Genomic DNA, 16908 nt, shown 5'->3' on the forward strand with positions numbered 1-16908 from the left:
ACTCTGAATCAGGGGTGTGGCAGGCAGGTTCCCATGTCTTTATCTTCCGGGGCGATCTCAAGAACGCTGTCCGGGTAGGTTTGCGCACATTCCAAAAGAGTCAGGTTGGCCTCACTGCTCGCGGTACTCTTTCCCAGTTCTCCAAAAAGGACATCCAGAAAAGCGAACTTGCTGGCAAACTCCTTGTATACCCGATGCTCGCCGTCCATGTTCACTACACGGACAACATCAAGGATACGAATATTATCCAGCGACCTGGCAGGAGCGAAGACTTCACATCCCTGTACATCAGCCAGAACAGTGTAGCCGGCTTTCTGCAACAGGGTAAACAGATCCGACACCAATGCGGTCGGCGCCATGAGGCCATCCGAAATCTCTTCCACGGAAGGAAGCGGCTTGCTTTCATAAAAGCGCTTGGCCAGCACTACCATCATCAAAACAGCCAGCTTCTGCCGCTCAAACGGCGTCGCCTGACCAAAGTATCGTTGCTTCACGAATGAATTGAGATTCTGCCAAGCATAACTGACCTGTGAACCAAGCAGGACTATGACCCAGCTGATATAGATCCAGATCAGCAGCACCGGCAACTGTGCAAAGCTCCCGTAAATAGCATTATATTTGGCCGCACCGATCTGCCAGGTGATGTAGAGCCACTGAGCCATCTGCCACAAGATACCACCCACAGTGCCGCCAATCAGTGCCGCCCCCATATCCACCCTGGTATTGGGGATGAAGGCGTACATGAAGGCAAACGCAAACGCGATCAGAAAATACGGCGTAACCTTGAGCACAAAGGCTTGCAGGAGACTGATGGTTTCCACGCTCAGGACACCGGCCACCATCTGCTGCTGTTGCAGGCTGATGTTAAAACTGGAAGCGACGATGAGCACCATCGGGCAAATGAGGATGACCGGAAAAAAGTCAGCGACCTTACGCCATGCAGACCGCCCCCGGCGGATATTCCAGATGGTGTTGAACGCCTTTTCCGTGGTTCCTATGAGTGAAAAAACGGTAAACAGCAATGTGGCCACACCGACCCAGCCCAAGGCTTGAACGTTGGTGCGATCAATATACTCGATAATCTTGTCAGCTACTTCCACCCTGCCGGTAGTCATTTTAAGAATGAGTGATCTGATAAATTCCGTATTCTGCAGGCCGAATCCTTTTGAAATGGAAAAGGCCACAGCCAGAAAAGGCACGATGGACAAAATGGTGGTAAATGTCAGGGCTGCCGCACGGATTATGGTCTGATCTTTTACAAATCCGAATCCTACCAGATAAAGAAGACGCCAAAAGCCACGCCAAATCCGAACATAGATGGGCGTGTCAGCTGTACTGCGGACCCATATCCCTTCCTTGAAGTGGTTCTTTACCCTTTTCGATGTCTGATCAAATTTGGCTGCGCACATATTCACTCCATTCATCAGAATTGCAAATACGACAACTGAAACAGGCTCTGTCAACCACGGCTTGTATCCGACTCGTCAGCCAAGTTACCGCCGCTAGTGCAGGATAAGATCCCGAACAAACTCCAACGATTTTTCGGGAAGGCTGAGGATATTGAACACTGTGTCGTTGACAATTTTTCCAGTCGGAATCTTGACCTGAGGGTCAGACAGCTTTCCAACCAGTTCAACAGTAACACTTGGCACCCCTACAAAATCATTCCTGATATCCATATCAATGGTGTTTGCAGACAAACTGAAATTTCCTGTACCTGACGACTGCAGGACAGGAGGCGCTTCCACAGTAAATTCCTTGGCGGTGAAGACACCCTTTTCAACAAGGAATCGGGCCAAAGCCTTTTTGAATGCGGTTCTCGCTTTGGCTCGTCGCGCAACGGCTTGTTCGGCCGTCTCTTTTTTGCCTTTCACTGGTCGAGAATTATAGCCGGTAAATTTATACGACCCATCCACTATCCGAACGAACGCAGTCCCTCCCAGGTTCTCCAGAATGGCATCATCTGTGCCGCCCTGACTGGTCAGATCAAGCTCAACGTCTGTCTCACCCTTGATATACTCCCGGCTGGCAAGGTCCACCATCAGCAGTCCCGCATTCATGTTTGTGACTGTCAAAATAAGATGGGTTTTCAAGGACGTCGCTCCGACTTCACCTGTCCAATCCCCTTTCAACTTGCCATGATACGTGTCGCCGGTCACTTTTGAAATATGAATATTTCCCTTGTCTGCCCGAATAACTCCGTTCAACCCCAGTGTCTTGATGTCCGCAAGTTTGAATGACTGGAAGGTCGCGCGTCCGTTAATGTTCAGGAATCGCAGAAATGCCAGAGGAAGGTCCACCGGGTCAGCCTTTTTTTCCTTACCACTACGTATTTCTTCGACAGAGAGCTTGTCAGACGGCGGCAGATATCTATCCAAATCAAATGCTCCTGCTGAAAGAGACACAGCCAAAGCAGGATCAAGAAAACCGGTGCCGACAATTTCGGCCTTGAATGGCATCCCATCCAGACTACCCTTGAAATCTGTCAAGGCGAAACCATCTGTATCGACAACAAAATCAGTATCCATACTGACTTTTTTCAACGCCTCGCCATCATCGGTTCGGATGGAATAGTCCGTCAGCAAGTATACAATTCTTTTGGGGTTGGCCTGATCAAGGTTCAAATGCCCGTTCACCTTGAAATGACCGTCGAGCCCTGTCAGTTTTGCAGAGCCAGTGACCGTGGTTTCCAGCACCCGAAGAGACGTATTCTCGAATTCCACAATCCCGACATCGGAATCGTATGCGGCAACACCCTTGGTCTCCACGCGCATTGCTTGCTTTGGAAGGGATGAAAGGGAAACATACCCGGAAAATGAAACATCATCTGCTTTGACTGAACCGGTTTTGACGCCCAGGGAGATATCCCCCTCTCCGTCAAAAGTAATCCCTTCAACTCCCTGGCCTCCGCGAGTCTTCACACTAACGGTGACACGCTTCTGCAAGGAAGTATCCGTACCCCCTTCTCCTGGCCGCATTTTCAAGCCCACGGATGCCTTATTATACCGCAGTTTGAATAGCTCTTCGTCATCCTCGTCAGATATTCGAGTCGCTCCCTGACCAAGAGAGAAAGCCACTGTGGCAGACAGGTCCTTGAGTATGTCCAGAACATGCCCCCCAGGTGGACAGGACACCTTGGACACACCGGCATCCACAGTAAGCGTACCAGCTCCACCGACTTGAATTCCCTTCTGCTTGAAAAATGGAAATCCCGCAGCTTGTGACTGTCCGTTAAGTTGTGCTGTCAGCGATATGACCGGAATATTTTTTGGGGCTGCCTCTATCGCCACATCCGCAGAGCCAGTAAAAGAAGAAAACCCTTTCCGCAAGGCAGATCCGGCCAAACGAACGGAGGCCCCACTGGTGTCGATCTTCAGACGAATATCCGAAATGAGTTCATCACCGGTCTTGAGACCACTCACACGTATCGCTCCCTTGCCTTTGAGTTGCGCAATCAAGGGAAGATTGAAGGTGTCCCACTTGAGCGGTTCACCAGCGGATTCGGACTTTGGCGGGAGATACTGCTCCAAATCAAGCGTGTCTCCCTGCAGATCAAAAGAAAACATCGGATCTGAGTACCCGCTGAAACCAGCCTGACCACGAAGAGTAAAGTCATCCAAAGCCAGGACAAGATTCTTAAACTCAACACCCTGTTCAGAAATATGGAAAAAAGATGCTACGGCCCCGCTTTTCAGGCCCTGTATACGATCAATTGAAAGTTCAGGAGCAAACTGAGCCAATATTTCAGCTGGAGAAAACGGATGTACGGTCAAATGCCCGGATACGTCCATTTTCTTGCTCAAATCACCACTTTTTAGATGCCCCTCTGCTCGAAGACCCAAGAGTTGAGCCTGAAAATTGTGCAGACTGACAGTCCCCTTTTCCCAATCCATATCTACAGATGTTGAGATCTCCCCGGTCTGAAGCGCCTTGGGAAGTGCATCAAACTGGAGAGAAGCGGAGACTGTGGCATCTTTGAGCTTAGGGGCATGCCCGTCTTCATCCAGGGTCACCACCCCTTTCAACTTCAAATCGGATTTGATGCCCTGATCCGCCCAGGCAAATGCACTGAAAAGGATAAAGGGAATATCTTGACCGGATTCGATTTCGCCTGTTTTGACTGAAATCCCGCTGAGTCTGTACTCTTCCTCGGTCGGCAGATCCTTGAAGTTGATTTCAGCGTCGTTTACTTCCACAGCGTGAACATAAAATGTCCAATCATCCAAAATGGCTGAGGCAGAAGAATTCGGATTTGTCTCTGATTCCTGTATCATTGACTGCCAATTGAAATGTCCTTCGCCGCTATGAATCAGTGTGAATTCCAAACCATCAACGACAATGGATTCGACTTCGACCATGTTGGAAGCCAGGGGGAGCAGAGAAATATCAATACTCACCCTCTTAAGGGTGGCGAAGACCTCATCGCCGTAGTCAGGGTCTTCAGAGATACTCAACTCACTGACTTCAAGAGCGAAATCCGGCCAAAGAGCAATATCAATATCGCCGTTCAGGATGACATGACGACCGCTCGTCTTTTCCAGAATATCCGTAAACTCGTTACGAAAATCATCGGTATCTATGTAAAAGGAAACGGCAAACAGGACCGCACCAATCACGAGCACGCCAAAGGCGAGCAACTCAATGAAGATAGTGCAGACTCGTTTGAACATGACTTAGTCTCTATGGGATGACGTTAAAGTGCGACAGAAGGCACTCTCTCCCAGAGTCAGGCCTGTTTCACGGGCCACCCTGGGGCATTTGACCTTGAATGCGCAAAAGATGCCGGGAAACCGATTATACAACGCTTCGAAGTTACCCTGGCCCTTACTGACTATGACATCAGCTGCATGCATTCTCTCCACAAAGGCAGGCTCACAACGCTCAAGAATAGTTCCCGGCGTGTCCACGCCACTTTCCACTACATGGCACAACTCAGTCATGCCGACGCTGATTGCATCAGCCATGGTCGCGTCATTGATGACAGGCTTGGACCGAACAGTATACGTCACTTCACAGCCGCGACGCTGAAATTCATCGACCAACAACTTGTCCAATACGATTTCTCCCGTATTATCTCCCAGGATAAGGACTTGGGCTCCTGGTTGAGCCAACGCTTTCAACTCTTCAAGTATTGTTGGAGGAACAGTGTCAGCAACATTGGCAATTTCCTCATCCAGATCAAACTCGATATCAACACCACGATCAATGAAATTACCGATTATCGCCAACTCAAGCGCCAGGGCCAAGGCGTCACCATTTTCAGAACGTACCTTTGCCAGGCGTTCTTCAAGCACGGGAAACAGTGCCTGCACCTGGGTGTTGGCTTCGTGCTTATCCAGGGCATAGAGATCACCACAGTTGGTTTTGGAGCGAATAAGATCAGCGAGATGCCTGGCAATGGCAGGCGGAGGTTGAGTCAGATCCAATGTGGAGAGCATGCCGCCCCACGTAGTGACTATCTCAAGTTGGAGGGCATAATCATCAGGACAGGCGAGTTGAGATTCCTTGACAGCCATGTTCATGAAGCATGGCATACATTCGAGTGCGGTATCCATGTAACCACCTAAATTGTAGCAATATAGTAAATAATTCTTTGACTTCCTTACACAAGAAAGCCCAAGAAGATGTATATATGCATCGCACAAGACCCCACCCATTGCAAGGAAGGTTCTCTCATTGTTCTATAAGTTTTTCTTTAAGAATTCTGAAATGAATCTGAGGTCAAGCCGACAATGGTTATACCGGCTTTATCTGCGCACTCTATTGCGGCCTCTCGATCAAAAAAAAGGGATTTTCCAGCTTCTACACCAAGGCAGACAGCCTTGCCTTCAACCATGGTTCTTATGGTATCGAGACCGAGGCTGGGAAGGTCAACTTCTTCCTGCTGTCCAGGCTTGAAGACCTTGACGACCACACACCCTTTTCCGCCGAATTCACATCCGCGTCGGATAGCCATGTCCGTACCTTCAAGCGCTTCCACCGCGGCCACTATACCCTCGCGGATGACGATGCACTGACCGACGTCCATTCGCCCCAATTCTTTGGCGATCTGCCAGGAAAGACGAAGATCATCCCACTCTCTCTCATCAGGCTTGCGTTTAGTGAGCACGCCTTCAGGAGTCAACAACTCAGGCAGAAAGACATGAGCGTGCACAACAGGCATACCTTCATGCTCGAATTCTCTGGCCAACAGTCCCAACAGCGCTGTATCGCCCTTGTTCTTTTTCCCCACGAACAATTTAATGGCCCGCATATCTAGATGCCGAATATCCATGACCTTGGGCTTTTCAATAGTACCCGCCATGATGATCTGCTCGACGCCGTTTGACTTGAGATAGGAAATGAGCTTGTTTAATTTACCAAGCTTCATCTCCAGCCAAACATCAGCCAAAGAAGCGACATCCATATTGGAATGGCCAGTAAAGCCAACCGCCACCAAACGATGTCCTTTGGCTTTCACTCCCTGTGCGACGAGCATGGGAAACTGTTTGCCTCCGGCAATCAAGCCGATGGTCATTTTTTTATCTGTCATTATAACCGATTAATTTTTATTAAACTTATGATCTGGAGTAACGCCGTTTTTACTCTCACGAATAAAGGCAACAAGCCGTTCGACATGCTCGTTATCGGGAATCTCCCTTTCGACCTGAGCAAGACTTTCTTCTTTGGTCAGACCGGAACGGAAAATAATCTTGTAGGCCTTTTTCAACCCCTTGCAGGAGTCCGAATCAAACCCATTCCGTCGCAGGCCGATGAGATTGGGGCCGAACAACTTGCCACGCACGCCATGCGCCAGCATAAATGGAGGTACGTCCAGCTTGTATCCGCTAGCGCCACCAAGAAAGGTGTACTCGCCGATGCGGATGAACTGCTGTACTGCGGACAACCCACTGATGATAACATTACGACCGACAACCACATGCCCTGCCAATTGTACGGCATTGGCCAGAATGACATTATCACCGACAATGCAATCGTGAGCAATGTGTGCGTAAGCCATGAACATGCAATTGGAGCCGATCGTGGTGACTTCTTCGCCCTGAACCGTCCCACGATGTATGGTGACACATTCACGAATAATATTATTATCACCTATGCGGGTGAACGTTTTTTCACCTTTATACGCGCTATGTTGCGGCTCTCCACCGATGACGGCATGCGGGTGAATGTGGTTGCCTGCACCAAGCTCGGTGTTCGCCTGAATGACCGAATGAGACTCCAGAAACGTTCCATCACCAATTTTGACATCTGCGCCTACGACAGCAAAAGGCCCAATGCGTACATCGACACCTAGTTCAGCAGTCGGATCAATGACAGCGGTTGCATGAATTTCTGAGGCCATTACATATCCCCTTTATTTGCGACAGCTGCCGAAAACTCGCCCTGGCAAACGACTTTGCCATCGACTTCAGCAACTCCACGCATCTTCCATATATTCATTTTTTGTCTTTCAAAAAATACATTGAGAACGAGTTGATCTCCCGGCACAACAGGTCTGCGGAACTTGACCTTGTTGATACCTGCAAACAGAAAAACCTTGTCACCCAGTTCTTCTTCAACAGAACTCATGACAAAAATTCCACCGGTCTGAGCCAGTGCTTCCAACTGCAAGACACCTGGCATGACAGGCAAGCCAGGAAAATGTCCCTGAAAATAGTCCTCATTCATTGTCACATTCTTAATCGCCTTCAAGCGAACTCCAGGCTCGAATTCAACGACCCTGTCCACAAGAAGGAAAGGATAACGATGGGGCAGCAGCTCCATAATCTTCCGTATATCGAGAAAAAACTCGTTACTCATCATCTTCTCCAGAAGCGGCTTCAGCTTTTACTGCAGCAAGTTCTTTTTCTAATTTCTTCACGCGCTTGAACAGATCAGGCAGCTTGGGCAGACACACGCCAGCAGCACGCATGTACTGTTTGGCAGGCATGGCAGGAGCACCCAACAGCGTGACACCAGGGGCAACATCACCGGAAACGCCACTCTTGGCCCCAATGATGGCGCCATCGCCGATTTTGATGTTGTCCGGCACACCGACCTGTCCGGCAAGCACAACTCCATTGCCGATAACCGTGCTTCCGCCGATCCCGGTCTGCCCGATCACCAGACAGTGCTCACCGATTTCAACGTTGTGCCCTACCTGAACAAGATTATCGATCTTGGTACCCTGTTTGATAGACGTCGTATCCAATGCAGCACGGTCAATGGTCGTATTGGAGCCAATTTCGACATTGTCAGCTATCTGGACCGTACCGATCTGCGGAATCTTCCGGTGACCGACAGGTGTCTGTGCATATCCATATCCATCGCCGCCCAAGACCGCTCCGGGATGAACAATGACGTTGTTGCCGATAGACAGGCCACCCATAACCACGGCATTGGGATACACGATACACTGAGTGCCAATGGTTGTGCCTTCTCCGATATAGGCTCCTGCAAAAATGGTGGTGCCTGCACCGATAACGGCCTCGGCTCCAACAAAAGCAAAAGGATACACCGTAACGGTTTCGTCCAGTTGTGCATCAGGGTGAATATAGGCCAACTCACTGACACCACTCAGACATCCCTGCGGCTTGGCAAACAGGTCCACGACCTTGGCAAGGTCCATATAGACGTTGTCGCTGACAAGAGCATTCGGGACCTTATCGGCATAAGGGCCGGATGTGAGAACACATCCGGCCTTTGTCTTTTCCATTTGAGACAGATATTTCGGATTGACCAAAAACGACAACTCGTCCGGGCAAGCCTTGTCCAGGGTGTTGACCCCGGCAATATCAATATCCGCTCCAGTATAATCGAGTCCTAGCTCCCTGGCCAGGGCGGACAGCTTCATGCTCATGTGGCTACTTACCGGCCTTTTTCATTTTGTCGAGTTCTGCAATGATAGCATCAGTAACATCAACACCATCAGCAATATATGTCAAAGCGGGGCTCTTGGCGTAGATGATGGTGTAGCCGTTCTTTTCGCCATAGGCCAAAACTGCGTCTTGCACCTTCTGCAGGAAAGCCGGAGCCAACTTACGGTATTCAAACTGTACTTTCTGATTGAGGAACTTGCTGTTCGTATTCAGAGAGCGTTCACGATCATTCACTTCGACGGTTTTGTCAGCAACCAATTCCTTGTCGATTGCTCCCGCACGCAACTGCTTCTTCAGTTGATTGATGGCAGCGCCCTCTTTGGCCAACTCTTTCCGGCTCGCACCAAATTTGGCTTCAAGCTTGTCGTGAATTTCTTTTCCATAAAGAGAATCTTCACCAATTCTTTGGGTATCAATAACTCCAATCTTGGTCTCGGCAAAAGCGCTGACCTGGAAAAGAAGCACAAAACAGACTGCTAACAGAATAACTTTTTTCATCAGTATATCTCCTAAAGGTAATTAAGAACAAATATTAAAAGGTTTGACCCATGAGCAATTCGATCTTGTGACGCCCATTGTTATCCAGGTCATCCAATGCATAGCCGTAGACCAAGCCAACCGGTCCCATGGGAGAGTACCAGTTTATGCCGGTACCAACACTCTTGTACAATCCAAGAGTCGGTTTGCTACCATAACGCGTCACTGATTCAAAGAGCATCTCGCCCTCTTTCCAGGCGTTACCGGCATCAAAGAATCCAAACATGACGATGCCCAAATCCTTGCTGATCGGACGCTTGATTTCAAGGTTGGTATAAAACGCCTTGTCACCACCGATGGTAGCAGATGACGTCGAGTTTGCCGTTGGGATAATCGAATAGTTGTCATAACCACGAATAGTTCCGACACCACCAAGCTCAAACCTCTGGGCAGTCGGGATTTCCGTGCTGTTCAGATTCTCATGCACATACCCGCCCCAGAACTTGGAGTGGAAGACAAACTCTTCGAAAAGCGGATACCACCAGTTGTATGACCCGACATATTTCACGAAGTCATCAGTACCACCCAACGGCCCACCACCAAACGTGATTTTCAACGTCGTCTTGGTACCAGTAGTGGTATTCATAAAACTGTCACGAGTATCTCTGGTGACTGCTGCAGCCAGAGTCGAAGCGGTATGTTCACCGGCGTCGTCTTTGACTGAATCATCTGCATTGCTGTCAACATTCTTGATCTTGTAATATTCAAACCCATAGGACCAATTGAGTTTTGTATATTCGCCTATGGGGTAGAAGAAACGAAGCTTGGAGCCTATGGCAGCCTTGTCATAAGAGCTAAATTCGGTGTCTGTATTGTATGCCGTAACGCCAAAACCGAGATCAGTATCATCTATATGCGGATTGGTGAAATGGGCAACATAGGCGGTCGAGCTACCAATCTTACCATTGAAACCAATCTCATAGCCTCTACCGAAAAGGTTCCTTTCAGATATTTCACCGGCAAAGAACGGGCCATCATAGGTCGAGTATCCGATACCGCCACTCACCTTACCAGTGGCTTTATCCTTGACCTTGACGACAAGGTCCATTTCCTCAGGATTACCTGTGGGGACCGGAGCGATATCAATTTTTTCAAAATAATCCAACTGGGTCAAACGCTGGTGAGAACGTTTCAACTTGTCACCACTAAACAGATCTCCATCGGCAAGGCGCATCTCGCGCATAACGATGTTGTCCCGAGTGACAGTGTTGCCCTCCAGCAAAACACGCCTGATATGAACACGCTGATGCTTGGTAATCGTAAAGACGACATCGACAACCTTGGTTTCAGCGTCGTCCTGAAGATTTACGGCAACTTCGGTGTAGGCATACCCATAGTTGTTGTAATAGGCAGTAAGTGAATCGACATCACCCTTGAGCAAGGTTCTATCAAAATACTCGCCTTCTTCGTTCAGTGTATTGATCTTAACAAGCCCAATCAGTTTATCCGAATCATCAATGAGATCACCCTTGAAATAGGTTTTCCCCATCAGATACCGGTCTCCCTCGTGGACCTTGTAAATGACATCGATACCATCGTCATTGATTTTGACTTCAGGGCGGCCGACCCTGGCGGTAAGAAATCCCTTACTCTGATAAAACGCCATGATGGCAGAAGCGTCTCGTTCCAGGAGTTCTTCCTTCAGCACACCCGAGTCAGTGACCCAAGAGAGCATTCCGCGCTCCTGAAGGGCCAGGATGCTCTTAATATCATCAGGATCCATCTGCTCGGCACCATCAATGATGACGTTTTCAATGTAGAGTTGAGGCCCTTCATCAATCACGAAGGTCAGACGAGCAACACCGGTACCGGAATCCTCAATCTCATGCGTGACCTTGGCCTTGTAGTACCCTTCTTTGCGATACATCTCTCGAATGACACGAATATCATCTGCGAGGACCTTGGGGTTCACGACCCCACCCTTCTTGGTCGATACGGCTTCGAGAATGTCCTCGGAATCAATTTCCTCGGCACCACGAACGCCCAAAGCCTGAATACGAGGCTTTTCAGTGACATCAAATATCACTTTCTTCCCGTCATCCACATCGGAAATCAACACTTCGACATTATCGAAATAGCCAAGATCATAAACATTTTTAAGAGCAGTATTAACTGCATCAGCAGAAAGCAGGTCCCCCTTCTGCATGGTCATACGCATGAGCACGACTTCCTTGTCCAGCACTTTGGTGCCAGCGACATCGACCTCAGCGACAACGTCCAGACGAAGCAAGTCTGTACGCATCCGGGCAACCAGTGCGTCAACTGCGGGCAACAGATTGATAAGCCCTTCCTTGCTCACGGAAATTTTCTTGCCAGCTCCTGTGCCATAGGCATCGACCAGGCGGGCGTCCATTGTCAGATTATCACCAATCTGATTCAGGGAGCCATATACAGAGAAAGAGGCACCTGTCAGCAGGGCCACTTCACGCGCAGAAGTCGAATCAAAGGTTGTTATGCCCTTCTCATCAAGAATTCGCTTCACCTCTTCAGGCTCTACGACCTTGAACCCAGCTTCAACCAATCGATCATTCAACAGCTCCGGCAGGCTCTCCTCAAGATATGCCAAATCATCGCCGGCGTTTACCTTAAACGGCAACACAGCGACCTTAACGTCCTGATCCATTCCTACCGCGGCCCAAGCCGCTGTTGTCAACAAGAGTACAGCAATCGCGCACATCGCAACTTTGCGAGCGAGATTAATGATCATAAAGTTCTCCTGACCGCAATTCGACACGTCTTTGCATCATGCCTGCGAGTTCCGGATTATGGGTAACGACCACAAAGGTCATGCCTAATTCTGCATTAAGGGAAACCAACAATTCACCGACCTTGGAACCATTTTCTTCATCCAGATTGCCAGTAGGCTCATCAGCCAGAAGGACTTTCGGCTTGAGCAAAATGGCCCGTGCTATTGCAGCACGTTGTCTTTCGCCCCCGGAGAGGGTCGTGACCTTATGTTCAAGTCGATGAGCCAGTCCGACCATATCAAGCGCTTCCTTGGCAAGCTGCAATCCCTTGGAACGTCCCATCCCAGCAATAAACGCCGGCATTGCCACGTTTTCCAAAGTGGAAAACTCGGGCAGAAGGTGATGAAATTGAAAAACAAAACCGATATCCCGGTTTCGCAATTCCGCCCGCTGCCTGTCTCCCATGGTACTCAACTTGGTACCATTAAAATAAATATCACCACTCGTCACAGTATCCAACGTACCAAGCATATGCAGCAGGGTTGTCTTCCCCGACCCCGATGCGCCCAGTATGGCCAGGGATTCTCCCCGGTTGATGGACAAATCAACTTCGTTCAGAACCCGCACTGTTTCAGGCGGACCTGCAAATTCCTTATTAACGGCGACCAGCCGGTATATAGAGTCACTACTCATAACGCAAGGCCTCGGAAGGACTCAAGGATGCTGCCCGACGGGCAGGATAGATAGTCGCCAGAAAACACAATAAAAACGCGGCAGCACCAATGGCAATCAAGTCAATGGCTTCCAGCCTCACAGGCAGATAATCCACAGGATACACATTACTTGGCAACTTGATGAACTGATACTTCTTCAAGAGCAAACTGACCGGTACTCCGATAAGGAAACCGATGGACGTTCCAGCCAGACCGATAAACGTCCCCTGCAACATGAATATGCTCCGAATACTTTTGGCATCCGCACCAATGGACATAAGCACCGCTATGTCTTTGGTCTTTTGTATTACCAGCATAACCAGTGTTGTGACAATACTGAAAGATCCTACGAGAACTATCATGGCGAGAATAATGAACATAGCCGTTTTTTCCAGCTCTAACGCCGCAAAAAGATTGGCATTCATTTCCTGCCAATGTCGTACATACACCGTAAAAGATGCAATTTTTGCACGCAGATCCTCAGAAATCTTTTCCACATTGTACACGTCATCCACGCTAATTTCCAACCCGGAAACCACATCCCCCTTGAATCCCAACAACTTTCTTGCCGCTGGAATGGAGACATACCCAAGGGAGGAATCGTATTCAAACATTCCTGTTCGAAAAACGCCTACCACGTTAAACCGGCGCACTTTGGGGGTGAACCCCGCAGAACTGGACTGTCCCGAAGGCGACAGTAGATTGACCTCGGAACCAGCGGTCAATCCCAGCCGTTTGGCCAGCTCTGAACCGATGATGATTCCGGGAAAATCACTTTGCTCGCCAAGCATGTTCACGTCACCGCTGACCATGTCTTTGGACAGGCTCACCACTGTTTCCGATGTCGAAGGATCAATGCCTCGTAAGACAACCCCCTTCACGCCAGTCCGAGTGGACAGCATGACTTCAGAATAAATAAAAGGAGTCACGCCGGTTACGCCAGGCACGGTAGACACTTCTTCGGCCAATTTATCATGATCCTTAACGCCACCCCGCAAGGAGGTCACCAGAATATGCGCATTGACGCCAAGAATCTTGTCCCGCAAATCCGTGGAGAAACCATTCATCACACCGATGACAACGATGAGAGCACCGACGCCGATAGCCACACCGCATACCGCAAAAAGCGATATGACGGAAATGAACGACTGCTTCCGTAAGGCAAACAGGTAGCGAAGTGCTATGAAGGTTTCAAATCTCATAATTTTCCTTGCAACAACCCACGCTACCCGGCCTCTGGCCTGAGTAGCGGGAAGAGGATGACTTCCCGAATGGAGGCGCTGTCTGTCAGGAGCATGACAAGACGATCGATACCTATACCCTGACCGGCAGCGGGTGGCATACCGTATTCAAGGGCACGAACATAATCCTCGTCCATGAAGTGGGCCTCCTCATCACCGGCTTCCTTTTCTTCCACCTGAATTTCGAAACGGCCTCGTTGATCAACGGGGTCATTCAATTCAGAAAATGCATTGGCCAACTCGCGGCCTGTCATGAACAACTCGAAGCGGTCGGTTATTTCCGGATTGGCTTCGTTGCGACGAGACAGCGGCGAAATATCTGTCGGATAATGATAGATAAAGTGTGGCTGTATGAGCTTCGGCTCAACCAGCAGATCAAAGAGCTTGGCCTGGAGCTTGCCGAGCTTTTCACCCTCGACCGTCTTCTCGCCTTTCTCTTTTACCAGATCACGACATTTGTCATAATCCATATAGATCTCAGGAGGCACGCCACCGATCTTCTCCAGCGACTCATGGAACGGCATGCGAGTCCAGGCTCCGATGGACAGGTCGACTTCGACTCCTTGATAGGTCACCACGGATGAACCTGTCACCTTTGTGGCAATCCGGGAGAACATCTCTTCGGTCAAATCCATCAGATTTTCGAAGTTGGCATACGCCCAATAGAATTCAAGCATGGTGAATTCAGGGTTATGCTGAGTCGAGGTGCCTTCGTTGCGAAAGTTCCTGTTGATCTCATATACCCGCTCGAATCCGCCAACCAGCAATCGCTTGAGGTATAACTCCGGTGCAATACGCATGTAGAGCTTCATGTCGAGAGCATTATGATGTGTCTCAAACGGCTTGGCCGTGGCGCCACCGGGAATGGCCTGCATCATGGGTGTTTCCACTTCCATGAAGCCCTTCTCGTCAAGGATGTTCCGCATCTCACGAATAATTGCGGTACGAGCCTTGAAAATTTCCGTGGTCTTGGGCGTCACTATGAGATCCACATACCGCTGGCGGTAGCGAGTTTCCACGTCCTTGAGGCCATGGTGCTTTTCCGGCAACGGACGCATGGATTTCGTAATGAGTTTGAAAGTTTTGGTCTTTACGGTCAATTCACCGGTCTTGGTACGAAAGAGGCCGCCGGTAACACCGACGATGTCGCCGATATCGGTTTTCTTGAAGCGTTGATAAGCCTCAACACCCAACTCGTCTCTGGCCGCATAGACCTGAATTTTCCCGGTTCGATCCTGGAGATGAAAGAAGGTGACCTTACCGAACGAGCGATAAGAGACCACACGACCTGCGATGGTGTACTCGAGATCCAAGCTCTCAAGCGCCTCTCCATCCGTCTCGCCATGGTCACTCAATATCTGCTGAACCTCATTATCCCGTTTAAAATCGTTGGGGTAAAGATCGATACCGTCGTCAAGCAACAGACATGCTTTTTCAACGCGCGACTTGATTACAGCGTTAAGTTCATCTTTGGCCTGAAGCGCCTCAAGCATTGGCATGAACCTTTCCGCATGTACGGACTTGGTTGCGAGCTTGATTTTCTTATTCTTTTTCTTATTTTGTCCCAATGTTTTTTTCCCTGTTTCCCGAAAAGTCTAGAAAAATACGAGAAACGTTGAATTTGTAAGTCAATTACCCCTCCCCGTCAAGAAAATGAGCCATATAAGCCCTGCTAAAAAACAAATCGCAACTTTCTAAAAAAAGTCGTGTTTTTTTGCTTGACGGCAATTCCCGATTTATTTAAACACTCATCTCGCTTCGACGAACAAAACGCTTCGACGAACACGAAGTTCCCCAGTGGCTCAATTGGCAGAGCGGGTGACTGTTAATCACTAGGTTCGCGGTTCAAGTCCGTGCTGGGGAGCCAGAAAGCTCAAGGGCTGATAAGGATAAACACCTTATCAGCCCTTTTCTCATTTTGGACAAATCGGAGCAAAACGGACACTTTTGGACGGTCCAACCGTCCAAAAACCATCCAGTGTTTTTCTCAAATCCGATGCCACTCTCTTTATTTATTCCAGCCGAATCCCCACTTGTACGTGGTTGGCCAGTAAGCCCCGCCGCCGATACGGACACCGAGCCAGATCAGAGGAGCCCATATTTTCCCGACTAGACCGTGTGTTTTGACACAGTGGTAAAGCTGATTGTCGGCATCAAGTCGCTCTCTATAGTTTTCTGCTGGCGAGGCATCTGCTCCAGCTCCGTAATGATACTCTATGTCATGGTCGAAACAGCCTCGATGGCCTGCACCTCTTCAGGGCTGGTGGATGCTTCCAGGGCATCCTGATACGCCCTCGTCAATCAATACCCTGATTTCGCCGATCGCATCACCACGCTGACTGCCGGATAGCACAACGGGCGTCCTCCGCAGAGAACGCCCGTAAATGGAAGGCATGGACACGCCGCGCCCGCCCATGCCTGTGAACGATAGTCAGGCAACAGGGCTGTCCGGCCACTGGATGGCGTCCGGGAATGCCGCCTGTTGCGGGATATTTCTGAGTTCCCCACGATAGTCGGCCCACGCCAGCCGCGCTTTCTCATCAAGCGGGCAATCAGCCAGTTGCGTCCAGTCAGATTCGGCCAGCAGTTGATCACGTTCAGACCGCACCTGCGTGGCGGCGTGTTCAGCCCTGGCTTTCTCATCCACCACAGCAGACACAACCTCCTCGCGGTAGATCAAATCATCACCCTTGACCCACGCCGTGGTGTACTCGGTAAAGGCATCACGCTTCAAGGGCACCGCCTCATTGTACCCAGCCTCATCCAACTCCTCGGGGGTCAGCTCCGCGAAAGAGCGGAGAAAACCGTTGATCTCCACGGTTGTCGGCGGCATACGTTTGATGCTTCCATCTTTGTATCTGTACATCATATC

13 protein-coding genes and 1 tRNA gene are annotated in these 16908 nt (G+C 49.6%); 1 reads left to right on the forward strand and 13 read right to left on the reverse strand.

Translation table 11 applies throughout. The annotated features are described in order from the left end of the window. Positions 1 to 8: 8 nt before the first annotated feature. The 12 genes from SRBAKS_RS02845 to lysS all read right to left on the reverse strand — a co-directional run bounded on the left by SRBAKS_RS02845 (position 9) and on the right by lysS (position 15529). On the reverse strand, positions 9 to 1409 hold the full coding sequence (locus SRBAKS_RS02845; protein WP_229593436.1) for a YihY/virulence factor BrkB family protein: 1401 nt from the start codon (positions 1407 to 1409) through the stop codon (positions 9 to 11). Positions 1410 to 1502: 93 nt separating this feature from the next. Continuing rightward, positions 1503 to 4670, reverse strand: a complete 3168-nt coding sequence (locus SRBAKS_RS02850; protein WP_229593438.1) for an AsmA family protein — start codon at positions 4668 to 4670, stop codon at positions 1503 to 1505. 3 nt (positions 4671 to 4673) lie between these two features. Beyond that, positions 4674 to 5555 (reverse strand): damage-control phosphatase ARMT1 family protein, encoded by an 882-nt coding sequence (locus SRBAKS_RS02855; protein WP_229593440.1) that lies wholly within the window; start codon positions 5553 to 5555, stop codon positions 4674 to 4676. A 140-nt stretch (positions 5556 to 5695) separates the two neighbouring features. Then, on the reverse strand, positions 5696 to 6532 hold the full coding sequence (locus tag SRBAKS_RS02860) for an LpxI family protein (protein WP_229593442.1): 837 nt from the start codon (positions 6530 to 6532) through the stop codon (positions 5696 to 5698). A gap of 9 nt (positions 6533 to 6541) precedes the next feature. Next, positions 6542 to 7342, reverse strand: coding sequence for an acyl-ACP--UDP-N-acetylglucosamine O-acyltransferase (gene lpxA / locus SRBAKS_RS02865; protein ID WP_229593444.1), 801 nt, complete (start codon positions 7340 to 7342; stop codon positions 6542 to 6544). Continuing rightward, on the reverse strand, positions 7342 to 7800 hold the full coding sequence (fabZ, locus tag SRBAKS_RS02870; RefSeq protein ID WP_229593446.1) for a 3-hydroxyacyl-ACP dehydratase FabZ: 459 nt from the start codon (positions 7798 to 7800) through the stop codon (positions 7342 to 7344). Before fabZ ends, lpxA begins: the two co-directional genes overlap by 1 nt. Then, on the reverse strand, positions 7793 to 8839 hold the full coding sequence (gene lpxD / locus SRBAKS_RS02875) for a UDP-3-O-(3-hydroxymyristoyl)glucosamine N-acyltransferase (protein ID WP_229593448.1): 1047 nt from the start codon (positions 8837 to 8839) through the stop codon (positions 7793 to 7795). The genes fabZ and lpxD overlap by 8 nt, the downstream gene beginning before the upstream one ends. Positions 8840 to 8843: 4 nt before the next feature. After that, entirely contained in the window at positions 8844 to 9356 is a 513-nt protein-coding gene (locus SRBAKS_RS02880) for an OmpH/Skp family outer membrane protein (protein WP_229593450.1), read from the reverse strand. 34 nt (positions 9357 to 9390) lie between these two features. Further along, positions 9391 to 12102, reverse strand: a complete 2712-nt coding sequence (gene bamA / locus SRBAKS_RS02885; protein ID WP_229593452.1) for an outer membrane protein assembly factor BamA — start codon at positions 12100 to 12102, stop codon at positions 9391 to 9393. Beyond that, positions 12092 to 12775 carry an ABC transporter ATP-binding protein gene (locus tag SRBAKS_RS02890; RefSeq protein ID WP_229593454.1) on the reverse strand — a complete coding sequence of 228 codons (684 nt, stop codon included), beginning with the start codon at positions 12773 to 12775 and terminating at the stop codon, positions 12092 to 12094. The genes bamA and SRBAKS_RS02890 overlap by 11 nt, the downstream gene beginning before the upstream one ends. Beyond that, positions 12768 to 13997: a lipoprotein-releasing ABC transporter permease subunit gene (locus SRBAKS_RS02895; RefSeq protein ID WP_229593457.1), complete on the reverse strand. Its 1230-nt coding sequence runs from the start codon at positions 13995 to 13997 to the stop codon at positions 12768 to 12770. The genes SRBAKS_RS02890 and SRBAKS_RS02895 overlap by 8 nt, the downstream gene beginning before the upstream one ends. Positions 13998 to 14020: 23 nt before the next feature. Further along, positions 14021 to 15529, reverse strand: coding sequence for a lysine--tRNA ligase (gene lysS, locus SRBAKS_RS02900; protein ID WP_229596896.1), 1509 nt, complete (start codon positions 15527 to 15529; stop codon positions 14021 to 14023). Between the two features lie 298 nt (positions 15530 to 15827). Between lysS and SRBAKS_RS02905 the strand changes: the two genes are divergently transcribed. Next, a tRNA-Asn gene (locus tag SRBAKS_RS02905) sits at positions 15828 to 15903 on the forward strand. Positions 15904 to 16467: 564 nt separating this feature from the next. Here the strand turns inward: SRBAKS_RS02905 and SRBAKS_RS02910 are convergent. Next, on the reverse strand, positions 16468 to 16902 hold the full coding sequence (locus SRBAKS_RS02910; RefSeq protein ID WP_229593459.1) for a tail fiber assembly protein: 435 nt from the start codon (positions 16900 to 16902) through the stop codon (positions 16468 to 16470). Between the last annotated feature and the right edge of the window lie 6 nt (positions 16903 to 16908).

This window comes from Pseudodesulfovibrio sediminis, from assembly GCF_020886695.1.
Taxonomy (GTDB): Bacteria; Desulfobacterota; Desulfovibrionia; order Desulfovibrionales; family Desulfovibrionaceae; genus Pseudodesulfovibrio; species Pseudodesulfovibrio sediminis.

Coding starts and splice junctions, on each gene's coding strand:
- SRBAKS_RS02845 (WP_229593436.1), bottom strand. CDS start 1,409: ATGTGCGCAGCCAAATTTGATCAGACATCGAAAAGGGTAAAGAACCAC.
- SRBAKS_RS02850 (WP_229593438.1), bottom strand. CDS start 4,670: ATGTTCAAACGAGTCTGCACTATCTTCATTGAGTTGCTCGCCTTTGGC.
- SRBAKS_RS02855 (WP_229593440.1), bottom strand. CDS start 5,555: ATGGATACCGCACTCGAATGTATGCCATGCTTCATGAACATGGCTGTC.
- SRBAKS_RS02860 (WP_229593442.1), bottom strand. CDS start 6,532: ATGACAGATAAAAAAATGACCATCGGCTTGATTGCCGGAGGCAAACAG.
- lpxA (WP_229593444.1), bottom strand. CDS start 7,342: ATGGCCTCAGAAATTCATGCAACCGCTGTCATTGATCCGACTGCTGAA.
- fabZ (WP_229593446.1), bottom strand. CDS start 7,800: ATGAGTAACGAGTTTTTTCTCGATATACGGAAGATTATGGAGCTGCTG.
- lpxD (WP_229593448.1), bottom strand. CDS start 8,839: ATGAGCATGAAGCTGTCCGCCCTGGCCAGGGAGCTAGGACTCGATTAT.
- SRBAKS_RS02880 (WP_229593450.1), bottom strand. CDS start 9,356: ATGAAAAAAGTTATTCTGTTAGCAGTCTGTTTTGTGCTTCTTTTCCAG.
- bamA (WP_229593452.1), bottom strand. CDS start 12,102: ATGATCATTAATCTCGCTCGCAAAGTTGCGATGTGCGCGATTGCTGTA.
- SRBAKS_RS02890 (WP_229593454.1), bottom strand. CDS start 12,775: ATGAGTAGTGACTCTATATACCGGCTGGTCGCCGTTAATAAGGAATTT.
- SRBAKS_RS02895 (WP_229593457.1), bottom strand. CDS start 13,997: ATGAGATTTGAAACCTTCATAGCACTTCGCTACCTGTTTGCCTTACGG.
- lysS (WP_229596896.1), bottom strand. CDS start 15,529: ATGCTTGAGGCGCTTCAGGCCAAAGATGAACTTAACGCTGTAATCAAG.
- SRBAKS_RS02910 (WP_229593459.1), bottom strand. CDS start 16,902: ATGTACAGATACAAAGATGGAAGCATCAAACGTATGCCGCCGACAACC.